Origin of the sequence: Phytoactinopolyspora alkaliphila, assembly GCF_010550695.1 — a bacterium.
In the GTDB taxonomy this organism is placed as follows: domain Bacteria; phylum Actinomycetota; class Actinomycetes; order Jiangellales; family Jiangellaceae; genus Phytoactinopolyspora; species Phytoactinopolyspora alkaliphila.
Genome location: NZ_JAAGOB010000007.1, coordinates 167,227 through 182,982, shown reverse-complemented (window position 1 = coordinate 182,982; position 15,756 = coordinate 167,227). Strand labels below are relative to the sequence as shown.

14 protein-coding genes are annotated in these 15,756 nt (G+C 68.5%); 7 read left to right on the top strand and 7 right to left on the bottom strand.

Translation table 11 applies throughout. The annotated features are described in order from the left end of the window. Window positions 1–63 precede the first annotated feature (63 nt). The 3 genes from G1H11_RS14685 to G1H11_RS14675 all read right to left on the bottom strand — a co-directional run bounded on the left by G1H11_RS14685 (window position 64) and on the right by G1H11_RS14675 (window position 2,283). Window positions 64–1,239, bottom strand: a complete 1,176-nt coding sequence (locus G1H11_RS14685) for an alcohol dehydrogenase catalytic domain-containing protein (RefSeq protein WP_163819334.1) — start codon at window positions 1,237–1,239, stop codon at window positions 64–66. Between the two features lie 90 nt (window positions 1,240–1,329). Further along, on the bottom strand, window positions 1,330–1,770 hold the full coding sequence (locus tag G1H11_RS14680; protein ID WP_163819333.1) for a DUF421 domain-containing protein: 441 nt from the start codon (window positions 1,768–1,770) through the stop codon (window positions 1,330–1,332). 12 nt (window positions 1,771–1,782) lie between these two features. Continuing rightward, window positions 1,783–2,283, bottom strand: a complete 501-nt coding sequence (locus G1H11_RS14675) for a hypothetical protein (RefSeq protein ID WP_163819332.1) — start codon at window positions 2,281–2,283, stop codon at window positions 1,783–1,785. A gap of 155 nt (window positions 2,284–2,438) precedes the next feature. On the opposite strand from G1H11_RS14675, the gene G1H11_RS14670 reads away from it, so the two are divergent. After that, window positions 2,439–3,434, top strand: a complete 996-nt coding sequence (locus G1H11_RS14670; RefSeq protein ID WP_163819331.1) for an iron-containing redox enzyme family protein — start codon at window positions 2,439–2,441, stop codon at window positions 3,432–3,434. After that, window positions 3,407–4,471 carry a glycosyltransferase family 2 protein gene (locus G1H11_RS14665; protein WP_163819330.1) on the top strand — a complete coding sequence of 355 codons (1,065 nt, stop codon included), beginning with the start codon at window positions 3,407–3,409 and terminating at the stop codon, window positions 4,469–4,471. Before G1H11_RS14670 ends, G1H11_RS14665 begins: the two co-directional genes overlap by 28 nt. On the opposite strand, the gene G1H11_RS27080 is transcribed toward G1H11_RS14665, so the two are convergent. After that, window positions 4,386–4,619 carry a CDGSH iron-sulfur domain-containing protein gene (locus G1H11_RS27080; RefSeq protein ID WP_163819329.1) on the bottom strand — a complete coding sequence of 78 codons (234 nt, stop codon included), beginning with the start codon at window positions 4,617–4,619 and terminating at the stop codon, window positions 4,386–4,388. The genes G1H11_RS14665 and G1H11_RS27080 overlap by 86 nt on opposite strands. Window positions 4,620–4,749: 130 nt before the next feature. On the opposite strand from G1H11_RS27080, the gene G1H11_RS14655 reads away from it, so the two are divergent. The 3 genes from G1H11_RS14655 to G1H11_RS14645 all read left to right on the top strand — a co-directional run bounded on the left by G1H11_RS14655 (window position 4,750) and on the right by G1H11_RS14645 (window position 7,016). Continuing rightward, a complete protein-coding gene (locus tag G1H11_RS14655) occupies window positions 4,750–5,631 on the top strand; it encodes a manganese catalase (RefSeq protein ID WP_163819328.1) in 882 nt (293 codons plus the stop codon). A gap of 91 nt (window positions 5,632–5,722) precedes the next feature. Continuing rightward, window positions 5,723–6,151, top strand: a complete 429-nt coding sequence (locus G1H11_RS14650; protein ID WP_216843764.1) for a DUF2243 domain-containing protein — start codon at window positions 5,723–5,725, stop codon at window positions 6,149–6,151. Continuing rightward, window positions 6,135–7,016, top strand: coding sequence for a cytochrome c oxidase assembly protein (locus G1H11_RS14645; RefSeq protein ID WP_163819327.1), 882 nt, complete (start codon window positions 6,135–6,137; stop codon window positions 7,014–7,016). Before G1H11_RS14650 ends, G1H11_RS14645 begins: the two co-directional genes overlap by 17 nt. On the opposite strand, the gene G1H11_RS14640 is transcribed toward G1H11_RS14645, so the two are convergent. After that, complete coding sequence (locus tag G1H11_RS14640) at window positions 7,007–7,855, bottom strand: SDR family oxidoreductase (protein ID WP_216843763.1); 849 nt, start codon at window positions 7,853–7,855, stop codon at window positions 7,007–7,009. The two genes, G1H11_RS14645 and G1H11_RS14640, sit on opposite strands and share 10 nt — an antisense overlap. Window positions 7,856–7,980: 125 nt before the next feature. Here G1H11_RS14640 and G1H11_RS14635 point away from each other — a divergent pair, with 125 nt between their 5' ends. Together G1H11_RS14635 and G1H11_RS14630 are read left to right on the top strand one after the other, a co-directional pair. Next, window positions 7,981–10,962, top strand: coding sequence for a DEAD/DEAH box helicase family protein (locus tag G1H11_RS14635; protein WP_216843762.1), 2,982 nt, complete (start codon window positions 7,981–7,983; stop codon window positions 10,960–10,962). Between the two features lie 195 nt (window positions 10,963–11,157). Beyond that, window positions 11,158–14,379, top strand: a complete 3,222-nt coding sequence (locus tag G1H11_RS14630; RefSeq protein WP_163819326.1) for a gamma-glutamyltransferase — start codon at window positions 11,158–11,160, stop codon at window positions 14,377–14,379. Between the two features lie 93 nt (window positions 14,380–14,472). On the opposite strand, the gene G1H11_RS14625 is transcribed toward G1H11_RS14630, so the two are convergent. Together G1H11_RS14625 and G1H11_RS14620 are read right to left on the bottom strand one after the other, a co-directional pair. Then, on the bottom strand, window positions 14,473–15,099 hold the full coding sequence (locus tag G1H11_RS14625) for a helix-turn-helix domain-containing protein (RefSeq protein ID WP_163819325.1): 627 nt from the start codon (window positions 15,097–15,099) through the stop codon (window positions 14,473–14,475). After that, the gene (locus G1H11_RS14620; RefSeq protein ID WP_163819324.1) at window positions 15,099–15,746 is read right to left on the bottom strand and encodes a helix-turn-helix domain-containing protein; all 648 of its coding nucleotides are present in this window, start codon (window positions 15,744–15,746) and stop codon (window positions 15,099–15,101) included. The genes G1H11_RS14625 and G1H11_RS14620 overlap by 1 nt, the downstream gene beginning before the upstream one ends. Between the last annotated feature and the right edge of the window lie 10 nt (window positions 15,747–15,756).

Sequence of the window (15,756 nt, the reverse complement as noted above, 5' to 3'; positions counted from 1 at the left end):
CTCCGGGGCTGCCGGCGGTCAGCGCGGCTCCGGTCAGGGTGACCCCAGTCAGGGCGGCGCCGGTCAGGGTGTGAAGAGCACTTTGACAGCGCCGTCCTTCTTCTGCTGGAACATCTCGTACGCCTGCGGCGCCTCGTCCAGCGGTAGGCGATGGGTGTGGAAGCTCTCGACGCCCAGCGGGTCTCCGTCTGCGGCCACGAGCGCCAGGATGTCGTCGGACCACCGTCGGACGTTCGCCTGGCCCATGCGCACCTGGACCTGCTTGTCGAACAGGGTCAGCATCGGCAGCGGGTCGGTCATTCCGCCGTAGACGCCGGCCAGGGAGATGGTCCCGCCCCGGCGCACGGCGTCGATCGCGAGGTAGAACGCGGCCAGCCGGTCGATGCCGGCCCGCTCCATCACCTTCTCGGCGATGGCGGACGGCAGCATTCCGACGATCTTGTGCGCCGCGTGGGCGACGACGGATCCGTGCGCCTCCATGCCCACGGCATCGATCACCGCGTCGGCTCCGCGTCCGCCAGTCATCTCCCGCACCGTGTCACCGACGTCGCTGAGGTCAGGATGGAGGATCTCCGCTCCCCGCTGTGCCACCCGCGTCCGGCGTTCCGGTACCGGGTCGACACCGATCACGCGGTATCCGCGGTGCAGGGCGATCCGGCAGGCCATGTCCCCAATCGGGCCGAGCCCGAGAACCAGCAGGGTCCCGCCCTCCGGTGTGTCGGCGTACTCGACCGCCTGCCACGCCGTGGGCAGCACATCGGACAGGTAGACGAACCGCTCGTCCGGGCCGTCGGGCACCTTGATCGGCGCATACTGAGCCTGCTGGACCCTCATGTACTGCGCCTGGCCCCCGGGCACCTGGCCGTAGAGCTTGGTGTAGCCGTAGATTGCGGCCCCCATTCCCTGCTCGCGTACCTGGGTGGTCTCGCACTGGGTGTGCAAACCTCGGGTGCACATGAAGCACGTCCCGCAGCAGATCTGGAACGGCACCACTACCCGGTCGCCGGGCACGATGTGCGAGACCTCGCCGCCCACTTCCTCGACCACACCAATCGATTCGTGACCGAGAATGTCGCCCGCCTGCATGAACGGCGACAACGGCTCGTACAAGTGCAGGTCCGAGCCGCACAGCGCGGTGGTCGTGACCCGGATGATGGCGTCAGTGGGTTCCTCGATGCGGGGATCGGGTACCTCGTCGACCCGTACATCCCGCTTGCCCTGCCAGGTCACAGCCTTCATCGGACAGCCACCTCTCCCTCTCGCATCCACGTTCGTCGAGAGTCTGTGCGTACCCGCCCAGTGCACGGCCAAACGCACCAGCCCGTCGCACTACCTGGGGATGACGCTGATCCCTCCGGATTGCTCGAGAACCGCGTACTTGACCTGATCGAGGCGCTCGATTCCATGCCGCTCCCGGGCTGAAGCGAGAATGTCCTCCTCGGTGATCTGCACTCGGCGCATCCGGTCCCTGAGCAGCTCGCCGTCGTTCATCAAGATCAGCGGGACGCTCTCCATGGCCCGGCCCAGCTTGGGAAACGTGTAGCCGAGGTAATCGGCGCCACGGTCCACCACCAGCAAGGTGGCGATGACGATCGCGGCCGTGGTGATGGAGAAGTCGTCACCGAGGAGGGCTTGCTGCGTCGCTTCTCCCACGACGAGGAGCAGCACGAAGTCGAACGTGGAGACTTGAGCCAGCGACCGCTTCCCGGTGATCCGGAAGAGCAGCATGAGCACGAGGTAGACGGCGAGCGCCCGCGCGATGAGGTCCATGATGGCCTTTCGTCATGGATAGGTGAACTGCCGCACGTGCGCCGCATCACCCTGTCCTGTCCTGAGATAGCCGGAATTCGTTCCGATCGACTGCGGCCGGTAATGCACCCGCATCACCAGCGGTGAGCCGGTTTCCACGGCAAAGCGGAAGATGACGCCAGAACCGTCCGAGGTGCTCGATTCCGGCTCCGGAAACACCGACTCGATGTCCATGGTCTCGTTGAGACCGGCCGAGAGGCGCACGGTGGCGTAGCCGTCGCGTACGGCATCGGGAGCCACCGTGGCCGTGAGCTGCGACTGGCCGCTGTGCCGGACGAAACGTTCGTAGTCCACCCGGATCGAGCCATCACCAGAAACCGATTCGGTGCTGCTGAGCGGACCGGACCCGAAGACGCCGAAGCCGGCCGCGACGAGTACCAGCACGAGGGCGATCCAGCCCGCCCGCTCCACCCTCCACTCACGCCGCTGGAAGTCACCCGCGTCGATGTCCCGAACGGAGAGCGAACGCGCCACCACAGTCCTCACTTCCGCAGAAGGAAACGCACAACAGGCTACTGCGGGGCTCCGCCCTCCGCGGTGCACTCTGAGATACTCGCGTGCCTTCCGGTCGGCATGCCGCCCGCAACTCGGGGTAATTGTGCGCTGCGAAAACACGGAAGGAAACGGGAATGAAGGTACCTCCGGCCCGGGGCGGGCTGAGCACGTGGCTGACCGATGTACTCCGGGACGACCGCACCACGCCCGTTCCCGAGTTCACCGGTTCCACGGCGGACGTGTGGTCCGACGACGACTTCCAGCTGGCTCTCTGGTGCTGCTACGAGCTGCACTATCGAGGTTTCGACGACGTTCCGGACGCACTGGAATGGGATCCCCGGGTCCTGGCCTTCCGTGCTGGGCTGGAGCGCGCCTGGCTGGCGTGCCTGCAGGATCTGCACCGGGAGCACGCGTTCGACCTCACTTTGCCGGTTCCGACACTTCTCAGGCAGGTGGTCAAGACCCTCGACGGGCCGCCGCTCGCCCGGTACCTGCAACGCGAGGCAACCGTGGAACAATTTCGCGAATTCGTCATGCACCGCTCGGTCTACCAGCTCAAGGAGGCCGACCCGCACACGTTCGGCATCCCCCGGCTCGATCCGGAGACCAAGGCCGCCCTGGTGGAGATCCAGGCCGACGAGTACGGCGGCGGACAGCTGAAGCGCATGCACGCGACCCTGTTCGGTCACACGATGCGCTGGCTGGGCCTGTCCGACGAGTACGGCAGGTACGTGCCCGAAGCGCCCGGGCCGACATTGGCCGTCTCCAACGTGATGTCCTTCTTCGCCTTGCACCGGCGCTGGATCGGCGCCCTGGTCGGCCACCTCGCCGCTCTGGAGATGACGTCGACCGAGCCCAACAGGCGATACGCCGCAGGTATTCGGCGGCTCGGCGGCGACGACACAGCCGCGTGGTACTTCGACGAACACGTCGAGGCCGACGCCGTGCACGAACAGATCGCCGCGCACGACCTGTGCGGCAGCTTCGTCGCGCACAATCCGGATGCCCTGGTCGACGTCGTGTTCGGCGCGGCATCATGCCTGCGGATCGATGCGCTCGCCGCGGAGCACCTCATGGCCGGGTGGGACCGGGAGAAGGCCCCGTGCGCGGGCTCGGTTCCGGCGGCGTGACGACGCGGCCCACATACGTCCTCCCGCTGCGCTGGACCGGTGACGATGGACGCGGCGCCGAACTCACCGCGTATCTGGCCTGGCTGGCGGCGCGCTGTGACGTCGTCGTGGTCGACGGCTCGCCTGCTGACCTCTATGAGCGGCACCACCGCGACTGGAGCCCGCATGCGCTGGTCTGCCGGCCCGATGCCGACCTGCGCTGCCTCAACGGCAAGGTCCACGGCGTAATGACCGGCGTGCGGCGGGCACACGGCGAGTATGTGGTCATTGCCGACGACGACGTCCGCTACGACGAGGCGTCCTGGAACGCGGTGATCACCGCGTTAGGCCACGCCGATCTCGTGATCCCACAGAACTACTTCGACCCACTGCCGTGGCATGCGCGCTGGGACACCGCGCGGTCCCTGATCAACCGGGCGTTCGGCACCGACTACCCCGGCACGCTGGCGCTGCGGCGCTCCGCGTTCACCCGGGCCGGCGGCTACGACGGCGACGTCTTGTTCGAGAACCTGGAACTGATCCGCACATTGGAGGTGACTGGCGCGGTGGTCCGTCCCGAGCTGTCGATCTTCGTCGCGCGCCGTCCACCGGCGAGTCGCGGGTTCTGGTCGCAGCGGGTACGGCAGGCATACGACAGCCTCGCTCAACCGGGACGGCTGGCCGCGGAGCTCGCCCTCGTACCGGTGATGGCCGCTGCGACGTCTCGTGGTGCACGCCCGCTGCTTACCACCGTGGCAGCGGGCGCGCTCGCGGCCGTCACCGCCGCCGAGATCGGCCGAAGGCGAGCCGGCGGCACCTCCGTGTACCCCCGGAGCTCGCCGTTGTGGGCGCCGGCCTGGGTCTGCGAGCGGGCGCTGTGCAGCTGGGCGGCGCTGGGACTACGGCTGTTGCGCGGCGGCGTGCCCTACGCGGGCACCCGGCTGCGGGTCGCGGCACACAGCACGGCCGGCCTCACCCGGCGCTCGCCGGTCCACGGATCTTGCCACCCGGAGCACGGAAGCCAGCCACCGTGTGGCGGCCGTCGCAGAACGGCTTGATGGCGGACTTGCCGCAACGGCACAACGCGACTGTGGACCGGCCGGGGTCGATGGTGGTGCCGTCCTGTGTCTGGATCTCGAAGTCTCCCCGCACGATCAGGGGGCCGTCTTCGTAGACGCGGATCGCCGCGCCGGATTCACCGTCCATGGCCACGGTCTACCCCGAGCGGGCCTGTTCAAGCGGCGACACCCGGAATCACCCGATTCATCCGCATCACACGCCTCGATCCGGGTACTGCCGCTCCATCTTGCACGCCCACACGACAAGGGGTAGGGACATGTTCTTTCACCGTCAGGAACTACAGCACAGAGCCAAGCCGGACCAGCCCGACGCGGTCTACGCGCGCAAACTGCAGGAAGTGCTCGGTGGCCAGTACGGCGAGATCACCGTGGCCATGCAGTACGGATTTCAGTCCTGGAACGCGCACATTCCCGGCAAGTACCGCGACCTGCTGTTCGGCATCGGCACCGAAGAGTTCGGCCATGTCGAGATGCTGGCGACGATGATCGCCCAGCTGCTCGAGAACGCCCCGGTCGGTGTCACCGAGGGTGCGATGCAGGCCGACCCGACCGTCGCGGCCGTCATCGGCGGGACCGATCTTCAGCACGCCATCGTCGCCGGTGCGGGAGCGCGTCCGGTGGACAGTATGGGCAACCCGTGGACGGCCGGCTACGTGACCGCCAGCGGCAACCTCCTGGCGGACTTCACCGCGAACGCCAACGCCGAGATGCAGGGCAGGTTGCAGGTGGCCAGGCTCTACAACATGACCGACGACGCGGGTGTGCGTGACCTGCTGTCCTTCCTGATCGCCCGGGACACGATGCACCAGAACCAGTGGATCGCGGCCGCCCGGGAACTGCAAGAAGAAGGTGTGGAGGAACTGCCCGTGCCCAGCAACTTCCCGCAATCCGACGAGAACGGCGACGTCGCCTATCAGTACATCAACTTCTCCAACGGCGAAAGAGCGGCCGACGGCTCTTGGGCCGACGGCCCGACACCGGACGGGAACGGCGAGTTCGAGTACGTGCCCGAGCCGCCCGCCGGATACCCCATGCCCGACCCGACGCGTCCCGACTCGCGCTTCTTCGGCACCACGGATCTCCCGAACACGGTGGAGAAGATCGCCGGCAAGGCGCAGGACATGCTCAACAAGGAATGAGCCCGGCTGGGCCACGGCCTGCGCGCATCGCTCGAGGCGTCGCGTGACGTCCCGGCGCCTGGAGCGACGCCGTTCGATGGTGATTTGCGCCATGATCGGTATCGCGCTCATGGCCGCGGTGGACGAGATCGTCTTTCATCAGATCCTCGCCTGGCATCATTTCTACGACCGTTCCACCACCGACGTGGCTTTGATGTCCGACGGCCTGCTGCACGCAGCCGAAGTGGTCATCCTGATAGCCGGCTTCTTCCTCTTTGCGGATCTGCGTCGCCGAGGCACATTGGCGCGGCGGTCAGGGTGGGCCGGGTTCTTCCTCGGGCTGGGCGGATTCCAGGTCTGGGACGGCCTGGTCCACCACAAGCTGCTCGGGCTTCATCAGGTCAGATACGGCGTAGATCCGCTCCCCTACGACATCGCGTGGGTAGCTGGCGGGACACTGCTCATCATCACCGGGCTCGTCCTTGCCTGGCGAAGCAGGCACGAGGGAGCCGAACGGGTCGACGATGCCGCTACTAGCTGAGGGGATCGGGACACTCGCGCACGCCGAGCACTCCGCCGCGGCGTCCCCAGTGTCGTGGCTACTCGTCCTTGGCGTGACCGGCGCGTTCATTGGGACCTACCGTTTCGGTGTGGTGCGGCGGCGCCGCCGCCTCCGGCGGCCGTGGGCCGGGTGGCGCACGGCCTGCTTCATGCTCGGTGCGGCCCTCGTCGCAGCATCGCTCTCGCCCATCGTCGAGGAGTTCGGCCACGCGAGCATGAGCGGGCACATGGTGCAGCATCTCCTGCTGGGCATGTTCGCGCCGGTGCTGCTCGTACTCGGGGCGCCGCTTACGGTCGCCCTGGGCGCGCTACCGGTGGCTTGCCGACGTCCGGTACGTGCGGTGCTCACCCATCGCGCGGTCCACTTCGTCGCACATCCGGTCAGTACGGCGTCGTTGCACGTCGGCGGCGTGTACGCGCTCTATCTCAGCCCGCTCTACCTGCTGAGCACAGAGCATCCGGTCGTTCACCACCTGGTGCATGCGCACTTTCTGATCGCGGGCTACCTGTTCGTCTGGTCGATCGCCGGCCCGGACCCGGCCCCCCGGCGGGCCGGTTTCCCGATGCGACTGGCCGTGCTGGTTCTGGCGGCCGCGGCCCATGCATACCTCGCGAAGCTCCTCTACGCGCGCGCAGGCGAGTTGCCACCCGGCGTCGGCGTCGCCGTCACGGAGGCGGAAGGTGCGGCGCAGGTCATGTACTACGGCGGCGACATCGCCGAGCTCGCCCTTGCGGTCATGCTGTTCGCGTCGTGGTATGCCGGACGGCAACGTATGGGCGCGACGTCGCGTCCGGCCCGTCATCGACCCACCGATCGCGTCCCGGACGCAGCTGCTCAGCCGTGAACGATCTCCCCGCCCACCGGTGCCAGGATTTCTCCGCTGTAGTAGCCGGAGAGCCGCTCGGAGGCGAAGAACACGTACGACGGCGCGATGTCGTCCGGGTGTGACGTCCTCCCCAGCGGCACCTGCGAGCCGAAGTCCTCCACGCTGTCCGGAGGCAGCGTCGACGGGATCAGCGGCGTCCACACCGGGCCCGGCGCCACGCAGTTGACCCGGATCCGCCGGTCCGCCAGCGATTGCGCCATCGAGTAGGTGAATGCGTTGATCGCGCCCTTCGTCGTGGCGTAGTCGATCAGCGACGCGTTCCCGCGCAGCCCGTTGATGGACGACGTGTTGATGATCGCGCCGCCGTCGGGCAGGTGCTTCAGCGCCGCTTTGGTGACCCAGAAGTAGGAGTGGATGTTGGTCCGGAAGGTGCGGTCCCACTGCTCGTCGTCGATCTCGTCCAGGGAGTCCTGCGGCTTCTGGTACGCGACATTGTTGACCAGCACGTCCAGCCGGCCGAACTCGGCGATGGTCCGGGCGACCACGTCGCGGCAGTGATCGGCGGTCGAGAGGTCACCCGGCAGGCCGAGCCCGTGCCGTCCGGCCTGGTTGACCAGATCGATGGTGTGCCTGGCGTCCTCGTCCTCCTCGAGGTAGGCGATACCGACATTGGCGCCTTCCTTGGCGAAGGCCACCGCGACGGCCCGCCCGATCCCCGAGTCACCGCCGGTGACCAGCGCCGTACGGCCCTCGAGCAGGCCGCGTCCCTCGTAGTCGGCCATCTCGTCCCGCGGGTGCGGCCGCATCTGGCCGGTACGGCCGGGCCACTCCTGCTCCTGCTCAGGTATCGACGTCATGCTGTCAACACGTTCCCTACGGGCTGCCACCCAAACCCTTCCCTCTGATCATCGATGGTTGGACGTGTCATGGCCCGGCCAAACCATCGATGATCACGGCAAGGTCGCCTTGGCATGATGTGGGCATGCCCGGATCCAGTACCGGCCCATCGTCGGGAGTCGACGGCATGCCCCATGGCATGGCCCGTCCGGCCGGATTGCAGAGCAAGCCGACGCCCGACTGGACGCAGGTCCGCAGCCCGCGGCCGTTTCGCACCCACCAGCAGCACGCGCTCGATGCCATCAAGGCGGCCCAGGCCGCCGGCTCGCGACGGGTGTGGGTGGTGCTTCCGCCCGGCACCGGCAAGACACTGGTAGGGCTGGAGGCAGCCCGCCGGCTCGGGCAGCCGATCGTGGTCTTCGGACCCAACACTGCCATCCAGGGACAGTGGCTCTCCGAGTGGAAGACGTTCACGCCGGCCACGATCCGCGCCGGCACCACTCGCGACCTATCGGCGCTGGTCACAGCGCTTACCTACCAGTCTCTGGCGACCTTCGACCCGGATGCCGAGGTCGACGAGGAGGGCCACAAGCATCAGGCCCGGCTCGGACGGCCACGCCGGGGCAGCCTGCTCGACCGGCTCCACGAGAACGGCCGAGCCTTGGTCACCGCGCTCGAGAACGCCGGTCCGATCACACTGGTCCTGGACGAGTGCCACCACCTCCTGGAGGTGTGGGGAAGGCTCCTGGCCGAGCTGCTCGACGACCTGCCGAACGCGCATGTCATCGGGCTCACCGGCACCCCGCCGGAAACCCTGAGCTCGGACCAGGCGGCGCTCGTGGATCAGCTGTTCGGCGCGCCGCTATACAGCACGTCCATCCCGTCGGTAGTGCGGGAAGGACACCTTGCGCCGTTCGCCGAGCTGGCGTGGTTCACCACCCCGGCGTCGTCGGAAGCGCAGTGGCTGGCCGAAGAGGCCGAGCGGTTCGCCGAACTGCAGACAGACCTTCTCGACCCTGCCCGTGCGGGCACCGGATTCCTGACCTGGCTGGACCAGCGGTTCGTCACCCGAAGCGTGAGTACCGCCGGACAAGCCGATGATGTGCCCGTCGCCGGCCTTGCCCCCGTGCCTCCCCGGCCCGAGACGCTCGCGCTCGAGTGGTCCCGCCTGGAGCGAGACAGTCCCGGCCTGGCCGCCGCCGCGATGCGCTTCCACCACGCCGATCTGCTCCGGCTGCCGCCAGGCTCAACCATGCGCGAGGAGCACCGCCACCGGCCCACCGCCGAGGATTGGGTCGCGCTGCTCGGGGACTACGTCAAAGGCTGTCTCTTACCGTCCCCGGATCCGCGTGACGCGGCGCTCCTGGAAGAGATTCGCGCCGCGCTGCCCAGCGTCGGCTACCAGCTCACTACCCGCGGGATCCGGCGCGGGAGGTCACCGGTGGACCGGGTCCTGGCCCGCAGCGAAGCCAAGACCACTGCCACCGTGGAGATCCTCGCTGCCGAGGCCGACAGCCTGGGCGGCCGGCTTCGGGCTCTCGTCCTCTGCGATCACGAGCGGGCCACGGCCACGCTGCCGGCCAGGCTGCGGGGCGTGCTCGACGCCCAGGCCGGATCGGCCCGACTGGTCCTGGCAAACCTTCTCGCCGACCCACGCACCACTCTACTTGAGCCCGTGCTCATCACCGGGCGCACCGTCGCGGCGCACGCGCTCACGGCCCGCAAGCTCGTCGCCTTCGTAGCCGAGCACGCGCCGCGGCTCGAGCTCGACGACATCCCGTCCGATGCGGACGGCATGGTCGAGATCACCGGCCGGTGGCGTTCCCGTCAGTGGGTTCCGCTCGTCACCCGCTTCTACGAAACCGGCGAGGCCCGGATCCTCGTCGGCACGCGCGCACTGCTGGGCGAAGGCTGGGATGCCAAGGGTGTCAACACGCTCGTCGACCTGACCACTGCCACCACGCCGACCGCTGTGGTGCAGACCCGCGGCCGCGCGCTCCGCGTGGACCCGACGTGGCCGGAGAAGTCGGCCAACACATGGACGGTGGTTTGCGTCTCGGACGAGCATCCCGGTGGCACCAGCGACTGGGAACGCTTCGTCCGCAAGCACCACGGCTACTTCGGTGTGACGGACTCCGGTGAGATCGCCTCGGGCGTCGGCCACGTCGACCCTGGCCTTTCGCCGTACGAGCCGCCGCCGGTCTCCGAGTTCGACGCCATGAACGCGACGATGCTGGACCGGGCCCGGGACCGGCCGCGGGTCCGCGAGCTGTGGAACGTCGGCGCTCCGTATCGCGATGAGCTCGTGCACACGATCCGGGTAACCGCGGGACGGCGGTCTCGGCTCGATGTGATCGAGGAACTGCCGCGCCCGGTTCCGCCATCGACCGTTCCCGGTCCGCACGGTCCCACCCGTCCCGGCTGGCTGCACACGCCAGGACCGGCGTTAGCCGTCGGCGGTACCGCGCTCGGTGTCGCCCTGAGCATCGCCGCGGCAGCGACCGGCATCTGGTGGCTAGTGGCCGTGGGCATCGTCGTCGCTATCGTGGCCTGGTGGCATCGGCACCGCCGGTTCCAGGCCGTCCTGCTCGCGGGCGGGCGCGAACTCGCCGAACTGGCGTCAGGCCCGGAGCCGCTGACCTTCGCCTACGCCGTCGCCGACGCCCTGAAGCTCGCCGGCCTGTCCTCCCACGGTGCGACGGCCGTGCGCGTCGGCGTGGATCGCGACGGCTCCTACCGGATCGCGCTCGAGGGCGTCGGCACCACATCGTCACAGCTGTTCACCACGGCCCTCGACGAAGTGCTCTCCCCGCTGACCGCACCGCGGTACGTCGTTCCGCGCTACATCTCGCCGCCTGTCCCGGAGGACGACGCCGCTCTGCGCGAAGCAGGGCGGCAGTGGCTGGAGGAGACGGCCGCGCCTAACGACGTCGTCTACCACGCGGTGCCGTCGGTGCTCTGCACCAACGGCGCGCGGGTCCGGCATTTCGTCACGGCATGGCACACCTGGGTCAGCCGTGGCGAGGCCGTACGCACGGCTACGCCCGAGGGTGAAGGCATCCTGGTCACCCACCGGGGGCAGGACCCGTTCTCCGCCACCACCCGCCTGCGCGTGGCCTGGTCCTGAGTCGCACCGATCCCTTACGTCCTGCACACCGTGGCCTAGAGCACTCGGCATGCAGGACGCACGGCGTCATGGGCACGCGTATGAGTCCAGTGACCATTGACATGAGTTAAGTGTAACCGTACATTGATCACGCGGCCGCACGCCCATCCCGTCCCGTCTGGTCATGCGACCCGACGGCTGATGCAAGGACCGACGATGCGCAGAAACCGCCCGTTGACCTTCGCCCCACTCTCCCTTCTCCCCGCCGGCGCCCTCCTGGCCACCTCGTTCATCGCCGCCGTGCCATCCGCGGCCGATCCGCCGCCCTACCCACAGTCGCCGACGGCCACCGGATACGGCGGCGCCGCGGCGACCGAACACCCGCTCGCCACCCAGGCCGCCATGGACGCGCTCGATGCCGGAGGCAACGCCATCGATGCGGCCATCACCGCCTCCGCCGTGCAAAGCGTCGTCCGACCGTTCTCCGGAGGCATCGGCGGCGGCGGATACCTGCACATCTACCTCGAGGACACCGACGAGTTCGTCGTCATCGACCACCGCAGCGCCGGGGCAGCGTCTTTCGACGAGAACGCCCTCGTCGATCCCCTGACCGGCGAGGACTACGACGAGGAGGTGCGAACCAACAGCGGCCCGGCGTTCGGCGTCCCCGGCGTGGTCAAGGCCTGGGAGGAGGCGATCGCCGACTACGGCTCCGGCGTGCTGACCTTTGAGGACATCCTTCAGCCGGCGATCGACGTCGCGGCCAGCGGATTCATCGCCGACGAGAACTACATCCGCGAGGTATCCGAGAACGCGGACCGCTTCTGCATCTTCCCAGCAACTGCTGCGATCTACCTGGATTCCGGCTGCGCGGTGCCGGCGGTGGGCTCGCTGGTCACGAACGCTGACCTGGCCGCGACACTGGAGCTGATCGCCGACCACGGCAGCACGGTCTTCTACGACGGCGAGATCGCCGACGCCGTGGTGGACACCATCAACGATCCGGAGACGGTACCCACTCCCCCGTTCGACGTCCTCGAGGGGGATCTCGCGCTCACCGACTTCACCGGCTACCAGACCTACCAGTACCAGCCGGTCAGCGTCGACTACCGCGGCTATCAGGTCTACGGCGCGCCGCCGTCGTCGTCGGGCGGAACAACGGTCGGCCAGGCCCTGAAGATCCTCGAAGGTTACGATCTCGCGGCTGCCGCACCCGAGGAAGCGCTGCACTACTATCTGGAGGCCTCCCGGCACGCCTTCGCCGACCAGGGGGCGTACCTCGGCGATCCCACCACCTACAGCGGCACCATCCCGGTGGACGGCCTGCTCAGTGACAACTACGCCGAGCAGGTGCGGCAGCGCATCACCGAGAATGGCGTACAGCGGGTGATCAATCCGGCCGACCCGTGGCCGTTCGACGCCGACCCGAACCACCCCGTCGCGATTCTCCCCGCCGCCGGCGGCAACGCTCTGAATACGGACTTCTCCGGTCTCGCCAACGGCTCGTCGTGGGCCGCCGACGACGCATTCACCACCACCAATAGCGCGGGAACGGCGAGCAGCGTCGAGATCCAGGGCGAGACCGGCGAGATACATCTCGACCCCGGGCAATACTCCTACGCCAGGGCGGACTCGTCGATGACACCCACCGCGAACAGTGAGCTCCTGGTCCGGTTCAAGATCGACGACTTCGGCGGTGACCGGCGGCTGCGCTTCTGGCTGCGCTCCGACGAGTGGAACAACTCGACGTCGCCGCACAACGGTTACGCCGTCGAGATCAACAGCGCCGACGACACCGTACGCTTCATCCGCACCCGCGACGGCAACGCCGTGCACGGGCTGGCCTCCTTCCCACACGTCCGCAGCACCGACTGGCAGTGGCTGCGTTTCAGCGTCGACGGCGACCAGCTCACAATGCGGATCTGGCCCGACGACGAGCCGGAACCGCGACAGGAATGGACCGGCGAGCTCACCGACACCAGCGTGAGCGGCAGCGGCAGCCTGCTCGTGGCGGGGATCGAGCTCAGCGGAGCGTCGTCCGGCGGTGGTTTCAGCGTCGACGACGTGCGGGTCACCGAGCTGGACCCGGCGGCCATTCGGGAGCCGTTCGCCGGAGTGGCCGACGACTCCACGTGGGACTCCACCGGCCTGTTCAGCACGCAGTTCGGCAACGGCGCCAGCAATCCCGGTGTCGGCGCGGCGATCGACGTCCAGGACGAAGTGGGCCGGCTCAGCCTGGACACGTCGAGGTACTCCTATGCCCGCGCCCAGTCCCTCACCCCGGAACTGCTGGACAGCGAATTGCTCGTGAAGGTCAACGTTCGCGATCTCGGCGACGACCGGCGGCTGCGCCTGTGGCTACGCGGCGACGAGTGGAACACGCTGGTGGCACCCAACTACGGCTACGGCATCGAGATCCGCTCCACCACCGACCCGGCCGTGGACAACGTCCGCCTCCTGCGTGTCCGGCACGGCAATTCGCCGTACACCCTCACCAGTACTCGCCGGGACCTTTCCACCGGCGCGCTGTGGCTGCGGTTCCGGGTCAACGGCAACGGCATCAGTGCCCGGGTGTGGGACGACGGCGACCCCGAACCACTGGACTGGACGTTCCAGCGCACTGATCTCGAGGTGACCGAGCCGGGTTCGCTCATGATCGGCGGCATCGAGTCGACCGGCAGCGGCAGCGGTGGCGAGTTTCTCCTGGAGGATTTAACTCTCTTCGACCACGACGCGATCCGCGACAGCCATCCGCCGGCCGCCAGCAGTCAGACATCGGGCACCACGGCGGGCACCACGGCGGGCGGGACGAGCGTCGGCGACGATCCGGATGCCGAGGACGCCAGCCACTCCACCATTCACCTGACCGTGACCGACGCCGACGGGAACGTGGTCGCCTACACGCACACGCTCAGCGCCATCGGCGGCAACGGCATGGTGGTCCCTGGTTACGGCTTCCTGCTCAACAACGAGCTCAGCGGGCGAACCCCCACCAACGCACCCGTCGGGCACCCGAACGGACCGCGCGGCGGCATGCGCCCGGTGAGCACGCAGGCGCCCACCATCGTCATGCACAACGGGGAGCCGGTCATGGCCCTCGGCTCACCCGGCGGCGGGACCATCGTCACCACGGTCCTCCAGGTCCTGATCAACACGCTGGACCTCGGGATGTCACTGCCCGACGCCGTGGCGGCGCCACGCCTGAGCCAGCGCAACCACAGCGCCCTCGGGCAGACGCTGGTCGAGCCGGAGTTCACGCTCGAGCCGGAGTATCAGGCGCTGCGAGAACGCGGGCACGACTTCTTCGTCACCGGGCTCAGCTACGGCATCGGGGCGGTCAACGCGGTGGCTTTCCTGCCCGACGGACGCGTCCAGGCGGTCTCGGAGCCCATGCGGCGCGGCGGCGGCAGCGCGATGGTCGAGACTCCATCTCCCTGAACCGCCACGCACGCCCACTCCCCGTGATCATTGGCTATCGTGCACACGATCAGGTGGCGAAAAGCCAATGATTACGGGGAAGCGGGGCGGCGCTCAGGACGGCGGGGTCACCACCCAGAAGGTGGTGACCGGCACGTCACCCAGAGCGCGGGTGCGGTGAGGCAGGTGGCTGGGCAGATAGATGCTGTCACCCGCTTCCAGCACGTGCGCCACGCCGTCCACGGTCACCTCGTAGGTCCCGGAGAGGACCAGGCCGAACTCCTCGCCGCGGTGCGTGTACGGCTCATGACCGTAACCCTCGCCGGGCTGGACCACACTCAGTGTGACCTCGATCTTCCGGTTGAGGTCCGGGGTCAGCAGGGAGATCTCGGTGGAGGATCCCGACGGCCGGCGCACCTTGCGCTGGTGGCTGCGCACCACACTCACCCGGGCCCGTCCTTCGGCATCGTCCTGGCCCTCCGTGCCGTTGGCCGGCGCGTCGTCCAGCAGTGCCCACACGGGGATGTCCAGCACGGCGCAGATGCGTTTCAGGGTGCCGAGCGACGCCGCGGACTGGCCGAGCTCCAGCTGGCTGATGAAGCTCTTCGACAACCCCGCCGCATCGGCGACGAACTGCAGGCTGCGCTTGCGCTCGCGGCGGGCGGCGCGCAGCCGCTGCCCGATATCGGCGTCGCGGACGCCGTCCTCTGGCAACCGCCCGTCCATCTCCTGCGTACTCATCAGAACGCCGGAGGGGTGGCGATCCAGATGGCCCGGGCCGGTGCCGTCCCCATGACCCGTACCCGGTACGGCCCGCCGGGGGTGAAATAGACGCTGTCGCCCGCGTCCAGCTCGACGATCTCACCGTCCACGTCGATCTCGTAGCGGCCTTCGAGAACCAGGGCGAACTCCTCGCGTTCGGCCGCCGTGCGGGTCACGTCGAACCACTCGCCCGGGTTCTCCTCGGCGAGGGTCACTTCAAAGGGCCGCTGCAGATCCGGCGTGAGCAGCTGCAGGGCGGCACGCCCTCCTGGATACGTCAGCCGTTTGCGCTCGGAGCGGCGCACGACGTGCACGGCGCCGTCGGACACGGGCACGCTGCCGACTCCGTCCAGGGTCGAGTCGTCCGGCCCGGGGACCTCGTCGTCGGCGACGAACGCCCGGGCCGACGTCGAGAGCGCGGCGCTGATCTGCTCGAGGACACCCACCGAGGGCCAGGTCTTGCCGATCTCGATCTGGCTGACGAAGCTCTTGGAGACCTCAGCGGCATCCGCGACGTTCTGCAATGTCAGCCCCAGCTGCTTGCGGCGGGCTCGGATCCGCGCGCCCACCACCGTGGGATCCAGGCCGGAGCGGTCGACGGCGCCGTCCGCCTCACCACGCGTCATGAGCTCTCCC

Excerpts from the sequence above, each read along its gene's own strand:
- G1H11_RS14685 (WP_163819334.1), bottom strand. The coding sequence starts at position 1,239 with ATGAAGGCTGTGACCTGGCAGGGCAAGCGGGATGTACGGGTCGACGAG.
- G1H11_RS14680 (WP_163819333.1), bottom strand. The coding sequence starts at position 1,770 with ATGGACCTCATCGCGCGGGCGCTCGCCGTCTACCTCGTGCTCATGCTG.
- G1H11_RS14670 (WP_163819331.1), top strand. The coding sequence starts at position 2,439 with ATGAAGGTACCTCCGGCCCGGGGCGGGCTGAGCACGTGGCTGACCGAT.
- G1H11_RS27080 (WP_163819329.1), bottom strand. The coding sequence starts at position 4,619 with ATGGACGGTGAATCCGGCGCGGCGATCCGCGTCTACGAAGACGGCCCC.
- G1H11_RS14655 (WP_163819328.1), top strand. The coding sequence starts at position 4,750 with ATGTTCTTTCACCGTCAGGAACTACAGCACAGAGCCAAGCCGGACCAG.
- G1H11_RS14650 (WP_216843764.1), top strand. The coding sequence starts at position 5,723 with ATGATCGGTATCGCGCTCATGGCCGCGGTGGACGAGATCGTCTTTCAT.
- G1H11_RS14645 (WP_163819327.1), top strand. The coding sequence starts at position 6,135 with ATGCCGCTACTAGCTGAGGGGATCGGGACACTCGCGCACGCCGAGCAC.
- G1H11_RS14640 (WP_216843763.1), bottom strand. The coding sequence starts at position 7,855 with ATGACGTCGATACCTGAGCAGGAGCAGGAGTGGCCCGGCCGTACCGGC.
- G1H11_RS14635 (WP_216843762.1), top strand. The coding sequence starts at position 7,981 with ATGCCCGGATCCAGTACCGGCCCATCGTCGGGAGTCGACGGCATGCCC.
- G1H11_RS14630 (WP_163819326.1), top strand. The coding sequence starts at position 11,158 with ATGCGCAGAAACCGCCCGTTGACCTTCGCCCCACTCTCCCTTCTCCCC.
- G1H11_RS14625 (WP_163819325.1), bottom strand. The coding sequence starts at position 15,099 with ATGAGTACGCAGGAGATGGACGGGCGGTTGCCAGAGGACGGCGTCCGC.
- G1H11_RS14620 (WP_163819324.1), bottom strand. The coding sequence starts at position 15,746 with ATGACGCGTGGTGAGGCGGACGGCGCCGTCGACCGCTCCGGCCTGGAT.